The sequence below is a fragment of the Mesorhizobium sp. M1182 genome (assembly GCF_040318335.1).
Lineage (GTDB): Bacteria > Pseudomonadota > Alphaproteobacteria > Rhizobiales > Rhizobiaceae > Mesorhizobium.
Genome location: NZ_JAMYMD010000003.1, coordinates 22,173 through 35,762 on the forward strand (window position 1 = coordinate 22,173; position 13,590 = coordinate 35,762).

Annotated in this window: 13 protein-coding genes and 1 tRNA gene; 4 read left to right on the forward strand and 10 right to left on the reverse strand. The window is 63.3% G+C overall.

The genetic code is table 11. The features are described from left to right. Nucleotides 1-16: 16 nt before the first annotated feature. The 7 genes from NKH33_RS04920 to NKH33_RS04950 form a co-directional block, all read right to left on the reverse strand. Entirely contained in the window at nt 17-1,372 is a 1,356-nt protein-coding gene (locus NKH33_RS04920) for an LLM class flavin-dependent oxidoreductase (RefSeq protein ID WP_352918382.1), read from the reverse strand. Next, nucleotides 1,369-2,550, reverse strand: a complete 1,182-nt coding sequence (locus NKH33_RS04925; RefSeq protein WP_352471374.1) for an acyl-CoA dehydrogenase family protein — start codon at nt 2,548-2,550, stop codon at nt 1,369-1,371. The genes NKH33_RS04920 and NKH33_RS04925 overlap by 4 nt, the downstream gene beginning before the upstream one ends. A gap of 4 nt (nt 2,551-2,554) precedes the next feature. Beyond that, nucleotides 2,555-2,896 carry a DUF3088 domain-containing protein gene (locus tag NKH33_RS04930; RefSeq protein WP_352683052.1) on the reverse strand — a complete coding sequence of 114 codons (342 nt, stop codon included), beginning with the start codon at nt 2,894-2,896 and terminating at the stop codon, nt 2,555-2,557. Between the two features lie 7 nt (nt 2,897-2,903). After that, on the reverse strand, nt 2,904-4,259 hold the full coding sequence (locus tag NKH33_RS04935; protein ID WP_352918384.1) for an LLM class flavin-dependent oxidoreductase: 1,356 nt from the start codon (nt 4,257-4,259) through the stop codon (nt 2,904-2,906). Between the two features lie 13 nt (nt 4,260-4,272). Next, on the reverse strand, nt 4,273-5,448 hold the full coding sequence (locus NKH33_RS04940; protein WP_352540175.1) for an acyl-CoA dehydrogenase family protein: 1,176 nt from the start codon (nt 5,446-5,448) through the stop codon (nt 4,273-4,275). 24 nt (nt 5,449-5,472) lie between these two features. Next, complete coding sequence (locus tag NKH33_RS04945) at nt 5,473-6,912, reverse strand: NAD(P)-binding domain-containing protein (RefSeq protein WP_352820122.1); 1,440 nt, start codon at nt 6,910-6,912, stop codon at nt 5,473-5,475. Between the two features lie 643 nt (nt 6,913-7,555). Then, a tRNA-Leu gene (locus NKH33_RS04950) sits at nt 7,556-7,640 on the reverse strand. 456 nt (nt 7,641-8,096) lie between these two features. On the opposite strand from NKH33_RS04950, the gene NKH33_RS04955 reads away from it, so the two are divergent. After that, nucleotides 8,097-8,684: a YqaA family protein gene (locus NKH33_RS04955; RefSeq protein WP_023677958.1), complete on the forward strand. Its 588-nt coding sequence runs from the start codon at nt 8,097-8,099 to the stop codon at nt 8,682-8,684. Between the two features lie 29 nt (nt 8,685-8,713). Further along, a complete protein-coding gene (locus tag NKH33_RS04960; RefSeq protein WP_352452439.1) occupies nt 8,714-9,232 on the forward strand; it encodes a disulfide bond formation protein B in 519 nt (172 codons plus the stop codon). A 151-nt stretch (nt 9,233-9,383) separates the two neighbouring features. Here NKH33_RS04960 and NKH33_RS04965 read toward each other — a convergent pair whose 3' ends face one another. Together NKH33_RS04965 and NKH33_RS04970 are read right to left on the reverse strand one after the other, a co-directional pair. Beyond that, entirely contained in the window at nt 9,384-9,941 is a 558-nt protein-coding gene (locus NKH33_RS04965) for an HNH endonuclease (protein ID WP_023677956.1), read from the reverse strand. A gap of 129 nt (nt 9,942-10,070) precedes the next feature. Beyond that, nucleotides 10,071-10,712, reverse strand: coding sequence for a DNA-3-methyladenine glycosylase family protein (locus tag NKH33_RS04970; RefSeq protein ID WP_352471385.1), 642 nt, complete (start codon nt 10,710-10,712; stop codon nt 10,071-10,073). A 122-nt stretch (nt 10,713-10,834) separates the two neighbouring features. Here NKH33_RS04970 and gluQRS point away from each other — a divergent pair, with 122 nt between their 5' ends. Further along, the gene (gene gluQRS / locus NKH33_RS04975; RefSeq protein WP_352820121.1) at nt 10,835-11,710 is read left to right on the forward strand and encodes a tRNA glutamyl-Q(34) synthetase GluQRS; all 876 of its coding nucleotides are present in this window, start codon (nt 10,835-10,837) and stop codon (nt 11,708-11,710) included. A gap of 127 nt (nt 11,711-11,837) precedes the next feature. After that, complete coding sequence (locus tag NKH33_RS04980; RefSeq protein ID WP_352471389.1) at nt 11,838-12,728, forward strand: DMT family transporter; 891 nt, start codon at nt 11,838-11,840, stop codon at nt 12,726-12,728. Here the strand turns inward: NKH33_RS04980 and NKH33_RS04985 are convergent. Then, nucleotides 12,695-13,549: a YihY/virulence factor BrkB family protein gene (locus tag NKH33_RS04985; protein ID WP_292656768.1), complete on the reverse strand. Its 855-nt coding sequence runs from the start codon at nt 13,547-13,549 to the stop codon at nt 12,695-12,697. The two genes, NKH33_RS04980 and NKH33_RS04985, sit on opposite strands and share 34 nt — an antisense overlap. Between the last annotated feature and the right edge of the window lie 41 nt (nt 13,550-13,590).

Here is a 13,590-nt window from a genome sequence, read left to right on the forward strand (position 1 = left end):
GTATTTTGATGATCATTCAAAGGGCTGCCCCTAGCAGCCCTGGCGCCTTGCTCGGCTGCGGTGCAAAGCGGCTTTCGGGCCTGATAAGGCCGAGATGGTCGCGCAGCGTGCGCCCTTCATATTCCGTTCGGAACACCCCTCGCCGGCGCAGGATCGGCACCACCGTATCGACAAAGACCTCCAGTCCGGTCGGCAGCACGTCCGGCATCAGGTTGAAGCCGTCGGCGGCGCCGGCGACAAACCATCTTTCGATATCGTCGGCGATCTGCTCCGGCGTGCCGACGATGGTGCGGTGGCCAGTGCTGCCGTTCAGCGCCCGGATCAGCTGGCGAACCGTGAAATCATTGCTGCGGGCGAGCGCGAGCGTGGCCTTGAAGAAGGTGTGGCCGCCGTTGGGGGGCAGTTGAATCCGTTCCGGCAACTTCTCATCGAGCTTCAGCCGCTCGCGATCGATGCCGAGCACGCCGGACAGCCGCCCAAGGCTGTAGTCGAGCGGAATGCGATCCCACAGCTCTTCTTGCCGCCGCTCCGCTTCCCCCTCTGTGCTGCCGATGATAGTGGCTAGGCCGGCGAGGTTGAGCGGCACGCCGCCGGTGCGGCCATAGGCGACGGCACGCGCCTTAAGTTCCCGCGCATAGCCGAGCGCTTCCTCGAAAGATTGCGATGCGGAAAACACGGCTTCGGCGTGGCGGGCGGCGAGGTCCTTGCCGTCATCGGACCCGCCGGCCTGGACGACCACCGGATGCCCTTGCGGCGAACGCGGCACATTGTGCGGGCCGTGCACCGAGAAATGTGCGCCCTTGTGGTCGATGGCGTGAACCTTGGTGGCATCGACGAAGCGCCCGCCGGCGACGTCGCCGATGAAGGCATCGTCCTCCCAGCTGTCCCACAATGCCTTGACGATGTCAGCAAATTCCGCCGCCCGCTCGTAGCGCCGGCCATGATCGATGGCACCGTTGAGGCCGAAATTGCGGGCCGAGGCGGGATCGGCCGTGGTGACGATGTTCCAGCCGATGCGTCCGTCGCTGACATGGTCGAGCGTCGCGAAGCGCCTGGCGATATTGTAGGGCTCGTTGAAGCTGGTTGAAGCGGTGGCGATCAGGCCGATGCGCTCGGTTGCGGCGGCTACCGTCGCCAGCACAATCGTCGGCTCCAGAGATGTGATCGGCCGATAGTCAATGCGGTCCGAGATTGCTGCCTGATCGGCAAGAAAGATGGCGTCGAGCTTGGCGCGCTCGGCGATCTTCGCCACGTGCACATAGTGGCCGACGGTGAAGGCGGCATAGGGGTCGACGCCGTCCATCCGCCATGCCGCCGGCGAGAAGCCGGCATGCAGGATGTTGACGTTGAGATGGAGCTGCCGGCCGCTCATCGAAAGACGCCGGGCTCGGGATATGCGCCGGTCAGATACCAGGTGCCGACGGTGCGGGTCTTGTATTCGGCAGGGTTGTGCAAGGTGTGAATGCGTGCGTTGCGCCAGAAGCGGTCGAAGCCGTATTTGCGCACCGCCGAGCGGGCACCCATGACCTCGAATATCTCGGTCGTGACTTCGAGCGCAACATCGCCTGCCAGCACATTGGCCGCGGCGACGGCAACCGCCGCCTCACCGCGTTCTTGCTCGGTCAGCGCCTTGCCGCGCGCGATCGCATGATCGATCGCCGCCGCCGCGCGATCGGCCAGCGCCGTCGCCGCCCGCGTCTTGACCCACAGCTCGCCATACTGCCGCTTGATCCATGGATCGTCGATATGGCGCTCGACGCCGGAATACATCCACGGCCGCGAACTGTTGAGCGTATAATCTCGCGCCGCCAGCAGCGCGCCCTGGGCCGTGCCGACAAAGACATTGAGCAACACGCTCTGCTGCTGCAGCGGGCCGATGGTGCGGATTGGCAACGACGCGTCGACCCAACCGCGCACCAACTCGCTGTCGTGGATCCTGACGTCCTTGTAGGCGACCTTGCCGCTGCCGGTCTGCGTCTGGCCGATGCCGTCCCAGTCATCGAGAACGGTGATGCCTTCACGGTCCGCGGGGATCGCTGCAAACTTCCTCTCGCCGCTGCTCTCGTCCTCCCACGAGGTCGAAAGATAATCGGCAACATGCGAGCCGGAGGCAAAGGGTTTGAAACCATTGACGATCGTCCACTCGCCATCCTTGCGGCCGAACAGCGTTTTGGAAAAGCTGTTGCCGGTGTTGCCCCAGAACCAGTCGCCGGCAGCCGAACGCCGAAGCAGATCGGCTGAACGCGGCTCGTCCGAGTTGAGCCTGGCGGCGATCAATGCGCTGAAATGGTAGCCATAGATATGGCCGATCGAGCCGTCGACCTTGGCGAACTCGCGGCCGATCTTCAGCGCCGTCGAATAGGGTTCGCCGGCGCCGCCGAATTCCTTGGGAATGACGATGGTGAGCAGGCCGCTCTCCTTGAGCAGCCGTATCTGCTCGACGGGCCTGCCGCCAAGTTGGTCGCGCTCGACCGCGTCGCGGGCAAAGATCTCGCGCAGCTCGGCCGCCTTGGCGATCCATGGATTGGAGGTATCAGGATCGAAGGTCATGCTGTCACTCATGCAGATGCGGAAAGCCGTGGCGCTCGGCAAGCAGTGCAAGAATGCGCCTGGTGTCATCGGCGAAGACCTTGCCCTTGGCCGTCGGCAAGTCGGCGGGCGGATTGCTGCCGATGATCAGCACCGGCAGCGACTGGTGCCGTTCGCCGAGCGCGTCGATCACCTTGCCTCTCGGCCTCGAAAACGGCACGCGCTCAACGTCGAGTCTGGCGGCGAGATCGGGAAAGGCTGCGAGCAATCCCTCAACCTGGTTGCAATAGGGGCAGACGAACGTCTGGCCCGGCTGATTTGGGTCGGCGAAACCCGGCTGGATGAGAAAGAGCGTGTCGCGCGCCATTGCCGGCCTATTCCGCAGCTGCCGCGGCATGCCGCGAAAAACGGTTTGCCGGTCGCTTCAGGCCGAGATTGTCGCGCAAGGTGCTGCCCTCATACTCGTCGCGGAACAGGCCACGGCGGCGCAGTTCCGGCACCACCAGCTCGATGAAATCCTTCAGGCCGCCGGGCATGATCGGCGCCATGATGTTGAAGCCGTCGGCGCCGTAATTCTCGAACCGCTCTTCCATGGTGTCGGCGATCTGTTGCGGCGTGCCGACCACCTGCCAGTGGCCGCGGGCGCCGGCGATGCGCAGATAAAGCTGCCGGATCGTCAGGTTCTCGCGCCACGCCAGATCGATCACCAGCGCTTGCCGGCTCTTGCCGGCATTGGTCTCCGGCAAATCCGGCACCGGCCCGTCGAGCGGATAGGCGCTGAGGTCGAAGCCGCCGGCCAGCGCCGAGACCAGACCGAGGCCGACTTCCGGCTGGATGAGATCCTGCAGCTGTTCGAACTTCCCCCGCGCCTCGGCTTCAGTGCGGCCGACGACCGGGAAAATGCCTGGCAGGACTTTCAGGTCATCCTCCGAGCGGCCATATTTGCCGAGCCTGCCCTTGACGTCGGCATAGAAGGCGGTGGCTTCGTCGAGCGTGATCTGCGCGGCGAAAATCGCTTCCGCGGTACGAGCCGCCAGCTCTTTGCCCGGACCCGACGCGCCGGCCTGGACCACGACCGGACGACCTTGCGGCGTTCGCGGCGTGTTCAGGGGACCACGCACCTTGAAGTGCTGGCCCTTGTGGTTCAGCACATGCAGTTTGTCCTTGTCGAAATAGCGCCCGCTTGCTCTGTCGCGCGGGAAGGCGTCATCCTCCCAGCTGTCCCACAGGCCGAGCACGACATCGGCGAATTCCTCGGCGCGGTCGTAGCGCTCGCCATGCTGGATATGCGTCTCGTGACCGAAATTGAACGCTGCCTCCGGATCGGAAGAGGTGACCAGATTCCAGCCTGCGCGCCCGCGGCTCAGATGGTCGAGCGACGCGAACTGGCGGGCCAGATTGTAGGGATCGGAAAAACTGGTCGACGCCGTGGCGATGAGGCCGATGTTCCTGGTCACGGCCGACAGTGCCGACAGCAGCGTGATCGGCTCGAACGGATAGACGCCGCTATGCGCCTTGCGGCTGGCGGCCTCGAGGTTGCTCAGCCGCGCCGCGACGCCATCGGCAAAGAAGATCGCGTCGAATTTGGCCGCTTCCGCCAGCCGGGCAAGTTCGACGTAGTCGCCGAGGCTGGTCCCCTCGCCTGCCGCTGGATGGCGCCAGGCCGCCACATGGTGACCGGTGAAGAGCAGAAACGCTCCCAGCTTGAGCTTGTCCTTGCGCCTGGCCATTTTTTTCGCCTCCTCAGCGGTACAGTCCGCCGGCCGGGAATTCCCCGGTCAGCAACCAGGTGCCGATCGTGCGCTTCTTGTATTCGGCCGGATTGTGCAGCGTGTGCGTGCGCACGTTGCGCCAGAACCTGTCGTAGCCGTTGGCCTTGGTGGCTGAGCGGGCGCCCATCACCTCGAAAACCTCGCTCGACGCGTCGAGGCCGACTTGTCCGGCGTAGACATTGGCGGTGGCGAGATCGATCGCCGTCTGCCCGCGCTGCTCCAGGGTCAACGCCTCGCCCTGGCCATAGGCGGCATCGAGGCTGCATGCTGCTATATCGGCCAGTTCGGCCGCGGCGAGCGTGCGGATATAGAGGTCGCCATATTTGCGTTGCACGAACGGATCGTCGGTATGTTTCTCATAGCCGGAATAGACCCAGGGGCGCGATTGCGAGACCGTATAGTCCCGGCCTTCGCTCAGCGCTCCTTGCGCGCTGCCGACGAACAGGTTGAGCAGGACCGCCTGCTGGAACAGTGACGTCAGCGTCTGGAACGGCGTCAGCGGCACCGCGGGCGAGCCAATCAGTTCGTCGTCGCCGACATGCACGTCCTTGAACGTCACCTTGCCGCTGCCGGTCTGCCGCTGGCCGACACCATCCCAGTCATCCTCGATGACGATGCCCTCACGGTCAGCCGGGATCGCTGCCGCTAGTCTATCCTGGCCGTCCTCCCAGGCAACCTGGATGTAGTCTGCGATGTGGGAACCGGAGGAGAACGGCCGAAAGCCGCTCAGGATCCAGCCCGTGCCGTTGCGCCTGGCCGTCGACGTCTTCGACATGGCGTTGCCGGAATTGCCCCAGACCCAGTTCTCCCTTGCCGAGCGTGTCAGCAGCCGGTCCCTCTGCGCCTGCGTGCCACGGAACAGCACGCCATTGAGCGGCAGATGATGGTATCCGTAGAGATGGGCGAGCGAGCCGTCGGTGCGGGCGAATTCGCGCACGACGCGAAGCACCGACAGCCAGGGTGCGCCCTTGCCGCCATAGCGCTTGGGAATCTGCGCCGACGGCAAACCACTTTCCTTCAGCAGGCGGATCTGTTCGACGGGCCGGCCGCCGGCCTTGTCGCGCGCCACGGCATCCCGATCGAAGATTTCGCGCAGTTCGACCGCCGTGGCGACGAACGGGTCGGAAAGGTCAGGGCTGAAGGTCATCGGCGTTTGTCCATGGAAATGCGTCTATTCCGCCGCGATGGTCTGCGCCGGCCGCGAGACGGAAGCGGCATAGGCGTCTTCGCCGAACTCGGCCGGATGGCTCCCGGTTATGCGGCTCTCATGGCTGTCGAGATCGGCGAGGAAGAGATCGCGGCTGATGCGCGCGACAACGGCCGGCACATCGCGCCTGATCGACGGCACATCGCCGATCGGCAGGCCGAAACTGACAAAGCCGCCGGGATTGAAGACATGGATATTCCTCAGGAATGGCGCCTCCCCCGGCGCCTTCTCGAGAAATTCATGGCCGAGGCCGAGATAAGGATGGGCGCCGAAAAATTCATCCAGCTCTGCTTCCGGCGGCGCGTACTGGTCGCGCCATAGCCGGATGGTGGCGGCGAAATCGGCGAACTCAGGCTTGCGCGTCGGGTCGGCGAAATAGCCGGTGCCGGCGACGACGAAGTCGAACGCAAACGTCTCGCCTGCGATATCGGTGACGACCTTGCCGTCTTCGACATCCGCATTTGTCCAGGGGGCACCGAGATGGAGATGAAAATTCTGGTGCCGCACCGCCCGCTCCACCGCATCGAGCGGCGGCGTTGAACCGGCCTCGCGGAAGCGCAATGCCTGGCGCCAGCGCACCGCATCGGGCAGCCGAGGATAATTGTCATAGGCGCCGGGATAGCCGCGCACCCGGTTGATCGGCACACTGGCAATGCTGTTGCGGCGGGCAAAGAGACGCACCGATTTCGCGCCGGCCTCAAGGGCAGCTCCGGCCGCATCGAATGCCGAAGCCGCCGACCCGACGACAGCCATTGCCTTGCCCTTGAGCGAGGCAAAATCGATTGCCGCCGAACTGTGTGCGACAAGGCCCCGCGGCAAGGCGGCAAGTACCGCCGGTATCACTGGACCGCCGCTGCCGCCAAAGCCATTGGCCAGAATGATCTTGCGCGCCGTTTCGACCGATGGCGTGCCGTCGGCTTCGAGGTGGAGGCGAAAAAGCCCGCCGGCCGGCTCGATGCGAATGAGACGCGTGCCGTAACGGATGCCGATACCGAGGAACGCGCGATACCATTTCAGGTAGTTCGCCCAATCCGTCCGTGCGATGCGGTCGAATCCGGCATAGGCTTCCGCACCGTGGCGGGCTTCGTACCAGGACTGAAAGCTCAAGCCCGGCAAGCCGAGTTCCGGCCCCGGCAAGCCCTTTGGCGTTCGCAGCCGGTTCATCCGTGCATGAGTGAACCAGATGCCGGCCTTGCTTTCATCCGGTGCCGCGTCGACGACAGTAACCTTGCCGATGCCGGCACGCCTCAACGCGAAGGCAAAGGTCGCCCCCGTCTGCCCACCGCCAACGATGAAGACATTGTGGTCGATGCCTTCCCGGTCCGGCACCCAGTTCTGCGGATCGGGGCCGATCAGCCGGAGCGTCTCCCGGGCGTGGTGATCTGGATCGGTCGGTAAGGCCATTTCGGTCCCGGCTGAAGTTGAGCCTCATCAAACTCCGCCTCGGTCGGCAAACAGTCCAGAAATGTTCGCTTTGATTGGCCGGTAGTTTTTTTCACTTGCATTGCAACGACGCGCTTTCACAGCCGACGAATGGGCGGCGCGTGTGGCCTCCCTGAAGCCGGGGCATCTTTTTGATATTGCAGCGGGCTCAAGCGCACTGGTCATTTTATTTCTTACGGCTCACGCGTAATGCGCCGACGCAGTCGGGCATTGGTGTCGAGCACATCAGCGGCGTCGCGTGGTCAGCGGGATCAAGCTTGATCTTGGTCGACCGACATGGGTGACGTCCGCCATCTGAAAGACGGCAGATCGCGGATACACCAGCAACGGTCCTCGCAGGATAGGACAGCGCAGCTACTCAACAGGCGTCCCAAGAGGCCCGTCGGCTACTCCATCGCAGGAACGAAAACCAGAAGAGTAGCGGACCTTTCGTGTGCAGTTTTTGCACACGATCTCTCATAACATATTGATTTTATGTATTGATCTGTCCCATCCATCACCGGACATTGCGGAGTATCCTGGTGGAGGTGGGCGGCCGACACGATTCGAACTCTGGCGCGACAGGTGAAATGACTGCCGTTCTCAAAGTTTGTTGGCCGATAGTTGGTGCGGGTGGTCGGGCTCGAACCGACACTCCTTTCGGAACTGGATTTTGAATCCAGCGCGTCTACCAGTTTCACCACACCCGCAAGGCGCTAACTCATTTACCTCTCAACGCTCTCATGCTGCACCTACGCAGAGGGTGGCAGTTCGAGAATTAAGCGGCTCTTAACTCCTAACCCATTGACCTCCAATCCTATTACCCTGCGGGCTGACGGTAGACGCATCCTGATTTTGAGTCGAGCGCGTCTACCAATTCCGCCATAGGGGCTCAGGCCGGGCGGCCTGGATGGGCGCGGACTATACGGTTGGAGGCCTGTTCGTCAACTGGCCAAATCCCGACATCTGGGCTCGCTCAAGCCTCAGCCTTTCGATTTCGTGAAGCAGCTGCCATTGTGCAGCGCGGAAAATCTTTCTAGACAGGCGGCGCATGTCATTGAAGCGCACCTTGTCCGACGAGGTTGATGCGGGGCGCTTCCAAGTCTTGTTTGTACATGTCGTGATCCCAAGACCGCTTCTGGTTTGGGCGTGCATTAGGAGTGCCGATGCTTCGCGGACTTTACGACTGGACCTTGTCGCTGGCGGCGAGCAAATCCGCCGAATGGTGGCTGGCCTTCATCGCCTTCGTCGAGAGCTCGGTGTTCCTGGTGCCGGCCGACGTCCTCTATCTGCCGATGGCGCTGTCGCGGCCGGATCGCGCCTATCGTTACGCGCTGGTCGCCACCGTCGCCTCGGTGCTGGGCGGCATCGCCGGCTGGTTCATCGGCCATTATGCCTATGATGCGGTGGCGCGGCCGATCCTCGAATTTTATGGCAAATATGACGAGTTCGAAGCGATGCGCGTCTCATCGGGTGTCGGCTTCATCATCCTGATGCTGGTCACCTCCGGCCTCGCCCATCTGCCGCCGATCAAGGTTGTGACGATCCTGTCGGGCGTCATCGGTGTTCCTTTGCTGCTGTTCATCGTGCTGGCAATCGTGGCGCGCGGTGCTCGCTTCCTGTTTCTCGCGTGGCTGTTGCGCCGCTATGGCGAGCCGATCCGCCACTTCATCGAAAAGCGCCTTGGCCAGATTGCAGGCGCCGCCGCCGCTGCCCTGATTTTGCTCTATATTGTCGTCAAATACGCCGTCTGAACGGCATCGAACCGAATGGACTGAGTCCGATGACAGCGACCGTGAATGCCGATACCGGACGCCAGCGGCTGCGCACCGCCCTGTTTCTCGCTGTCGCCATGGCCGCCACGGTCGGCTCGGCGCTGGCCTTCCAGTATCTCGGCGGCTACATCCCCTGCAAGCTCTGCCTCGAGCAGCGCACGCCTTACTACGTCGGCGTGCCCTTGATGCTGCTGGCGGTGCTTGCGTCGGCTCTTCACGCGCCAGCCTGGGTAAGCCGTGGCCTGCTGGCTATTGGCGGCCTGCTGATGCTCTACGGCGTCTATCTCGGCGTTTATCACTCCGGCGTCGAATGGGCGTGGTGGCCAGGCCCGACCGATTGCACCGCAGCCGCCGGGCCGGTGGACACCGGCGGCAAGGGCGTGCTCGATGCGCTCGACAAATTCGTCCCGCCCTCCTGCGACAAGGCGGCGCTCCGCATCCTCGGCCTGTCGCTGGCCGGCTGGAACGCCATCGCCAGCTTTGTCCTGACGGTCGTAGCCTTCCGCAGCGCCTTCGCCCGCGACTGAGCGGCACAACGCAGAGTTCGTCCAGAAATTCGTCAGGCCGGAGTGCATGACGTGGCTTTCGAGAACCGGAGCGGAGCGTACTAAAGTACGTGAGCACCGGAAGCGCGGAAAGCTGCGTCAGGCGACCGGCATGGCGGATTTCTGCCGAACTCTATGGTTCGAGTTCGACATCCCAGTACAGATAATCCATCCAGCTTTCGTGTAGATGGTTGGGCGGGAACAGCCGGCCGTTATTATGCAAATCATGCACCGTCGGCTGGTAGGGCTTCTGCAGCGGCCACATCTTGGCGTGGGCCGGCATCATGCCGCCCTTCCTCAGATTGCAGGGCGAGCAGGCAGCGACGACATTCTCCCAGGTCGTGGCGCCGCCGCGATGGCGAGGAATGACATGGTCGAACGTCAGATCGTCCGGCGTGCCGCAATATTGGCATTGGAAACGGTCACGCAGGAAGACGTTGAAACGGGTAAACGCCGGATGCCTCGACGGCTTCACGTAAGCCTTCAGGCTGACGACGCTCGGCAGCTTCATCGAAAAGGTCGGTGAAGAGACGGCGTGTTCGTATTCGGCGACGATGTTCACCCTCTCGAGGAACACCGCCTTGATGGCATCCTGCCAGGACCAGAGCGACAGGGGGTAATAGCTGAGCGGACGGTAATCCGCATTCAGCACCAGCGCTGGAAGCCCATCCGGAGATACGGCAACCGTCACGTCGTTGACCTCCTTCACCCTAGAACCGGTCGACGCGGATACTGTAAGCCCGACATGACAGGGATGTGAAGCGGATTGTCGATCATGCCGGGTCTCAAAAACGCATGATTTCAATGCTTTTTTGCGGATTCAGGCCGGAGGCGCGGCATCCCTGCCCTTCAATTCGCGATAATAAGCCCAGAAAAGCCGCGATGCGACACCGCGCCACGGGCTCCATGATTCGGCAAGCCGGATCAGCATTTTCTCCGGCGGACGCGGGTCGATGCCTAGTGCATGGCCGACCGCGCTCTGCAATGCAACGTCGCGCGCCGGAAAGATGTCCGGGTGTCCGGCGGCAAACAAAAGGTAGACTTCAGCCGTCCACGGGCCGATCCCCGGCACCCTGGTCATGGCCGCGATCGCCTCGCTTGCATCGAGCCGACAGAGGTGATCGAGGTCGAGCCCGTCGGCCACCGCCCGGGCGACGGCAAGCAGGCCGCGCTGCTTGGGTCGCGACAGCCCGGCCTCGCGAAAGATCACCTCGTCGGCGGCAAGTATCGCCTGCGGCGTCAGCGGATCGAGCAGTCTCGTCAGCCGGCCGAAGATGGCGTCGGCGCTCGCGCGGGACACTTGTTGCGAAACGACGATGGAAGCAAGGCTCCTGAACCCCGGCTCCGATAGCCTGAGCGGCACCTCGCCGGCCATGCCGCGCACTCTTTCCAGGCGTGGGTCGAGTAAGCATAGCCTATCCAGCCCTTGCGCAATGTCGTCGAGACTGGCGATGCGTTGCATGTCTGCTTGTTCCAAAATCAAAAGTGCCGCACGCTTCGTCACGTGTCCCTCTGGACGCACGACGCCACCGGCGCAAAGTAGCAATTGGCGAAAGCGCCACACAACCCGATTGCCGCCGGACAATGACACTGCTGACATTCCGCTTCGCGCCGAGCCCGAACGGCGAACTGCATCTCGGCCATGCCTATTCGGCGCTGCTCAATCAGAAATTGGCAAAGGCGACGGGCGGACGCCTGCTGCTGCGCATCGAGGATATCGACACGACACGCTGCACGCCGGAATTCGAGGCAGGCATTTTTCGCGACCTGAAATGGCTGGGGCTTGGCTGGGAGGAACCGGTGCGCCGCCAGTCCGAGCATTTTGCCGAATATCGGGCGATGCTCGAGCGGCTGATCGAGGAAGAACTTGTCTACCCGGCCTTCATGAGCAGAAGTGAGATCCGCGCCTTTATCGCCGACAGCGAGAAGCGTGGCCGCGACTGGCCGCGCGACCCGGACGGCGTGCCGCTCTATCCTGCCGCCGACAAGGCGTTGACGGCGAGCGAACGCAAGCGGCGCCAGGCCGAAAATGTGCCATTTGCCTGGCGGCTGGACGTCGATGCGGCAATAGCGCGCGCCGGCAAGGACCTGTCATGGGCCGAATACACGGACGAGACGCTCTCCGCGACGCGTCGTGTCGAAGCCCATCCGCAGGATTGGGGCGACGTGGTCGTGGCGCGCCGCGAAATCCCGACCAGCTATCACCTCGCCGTCACCATGGACGACGCGCTGCAGGGCGTCAGCCATGTCGTGCGCGGCCAGGATCTCTATTCCGCGACCAGCGTGCAGCGGCTGCTTCAGCAACTGCTTGGCCTGCCGCAGCCGGCCTATTTTCACCATCGCCTGATCCTCGGCCCGGACGGACGAAAGCTGTCGAAGAGTCTTGGCGATACCGGCCTTGCCGCCCAGCGTAAGACGGGCGCATCGCCGGACGATGTGAGGCGGCTGGTCGGTCTCTAGCGGCGCCAAAGGCATTCCTTGAATGGAATTGAGCCTATGGATCAACGGTTTGGTTTTGCCTTCCGCTCGGAACGGCATTAGAGCAAGCGCGACAATCAGTCCTCACCGACGCGTGGCCTCCGGAAAAATGCACAGCCTCAAGCGGTTCATCCCCGCCTCTTTCGTCGTCCTGTGGGCGACCGGCTTCATCGGCGCGCGCTATGCCATGCCGTGGGCGGAGCCCTTTACTTTCCTGGCCGCGCGCTTTGTCCTGGCCGCAATCCTGCTTGTCGCTTTGATGGCCGCACTTGGTTCGAGCCGCGCCACCCGCGACGAGGCGCTGCACGCGACCGGCGCCGGCATCCTGATGCATGGCGTCTATCTCGGCGGCGTGTTCTGGGCCATCCACCGGGGCATGCCCGCTGGGCTTTCAGCCCTGATCGTCGGCCTGCAGCCGCTGATCACGGCAGTGCTCGCCGGCAGGCTTCTCGGCGAGGCCATCCTGCCGCGCCACTGGGCCGGTCTCGGCCTCGGGCTGATCGGTGTGGTGATCGTGCTCTGGCCGAAGCTCGGCGCGCTCGGCGGCGGGGTGACGGCCGAAACACTGGGCGCCTCACTTGTCTCGGTGCTCGGCATGAGCGCCGGCACGATCTGGCAGAAGCGCTTTGCTTCCGGCGGCGATCTGGTGGCTGCCACGTTCTGGCAATATGTCGGCGGCGCATCTGTAATGGCCTTGGCCTCGCTAGCCTTCGAGACGCGAACGGTCATCGTCAATGGCGAACTGATCTTCGCCATGGCCTGGCTCGTGCTTGTGCTGTCGATCGGCGCCATCTTCCTGTTGATGGTGATGATCCGCGACGGCGAAATGTCGAAGGTCGCCTCGCTGTTTTACCTCGTGCCGGCCGTCACCGCGGTCATCGCCTGGGCATTGTTCGGTGAGCACTTGAGCCCGCTCCAGATCGCCGGCATGGCGATCGCGACGCTCGGCGTCGGGCTGGCGACGGCTCAGCCGCCGACGCGGGCACGCGCCTCTAAATAGCGGCTGATCGCGGCGTTGAGCTCGCCACCGAGGATGAAGATCGCTGATACGATGTAGAGGAAGACGACGGCGATCATGATCGAGGCGAGGCCGGCATAGGTCGTCACATAGGACGAGAAATGATCGAGATAGGCGGCGAAGATGGTCGACCCGATGAGCCAGCCGACCAGCGTGAAGATGATGCCAGGCACGATCGAAACGAAGCGGCGCTTGCCGGCCGGCAACCAGAAATGCACGGCGAACAGGCCGCCGATGATGACGACCGAGGCGATGACGTAACGCCACAGCGTGATCGTGCCCATGTAGGGCTTTATCCATTCGAAATGCGACTCGGCCAGCCGTGCCAGCAACGGCGCGAAGACCAGCAGCACGCTGATGGCCAAAAACCCGGCCGTCGCGATCAGCACGAAGATGATGCTCTGCACCCGCCGGTAGATGATGCCGCGCGTTTCCGAGACACGATAGGCCCGGTTGAGCGAGGTGCGCAGCGCCTCGATGCCGTTCGAGGCGAAATATCCGGCAAGCACGATACCGTAGGTCAACAGGTCACTGCGCCGGACGGTAAGCACGTTGAGCACCTCGCGCGCGATCGGTTTGGCGATCTGCTCGGGCCATGTGTCGAACACAAGGTGCACGGCGGTGTCGGCGAAAGCCTGCGCGCCGAAAAAACTCGCCAGCGTCGTAGCGAAGATCAGGAAAGGAAAAAGCGCCATCAGCGCGGTGATCGCCAGATGGCTGGCCATTGCCCAGCCGTCGTCGGTGTTGAAATGGCCGAGCGCGTCGTAGAGGACGCGTTTGAGGGCTACGATCTTCCGCAACAAGAACCGCGTTCCCTTCGATTGTCCCGACGCCGCGAATATGG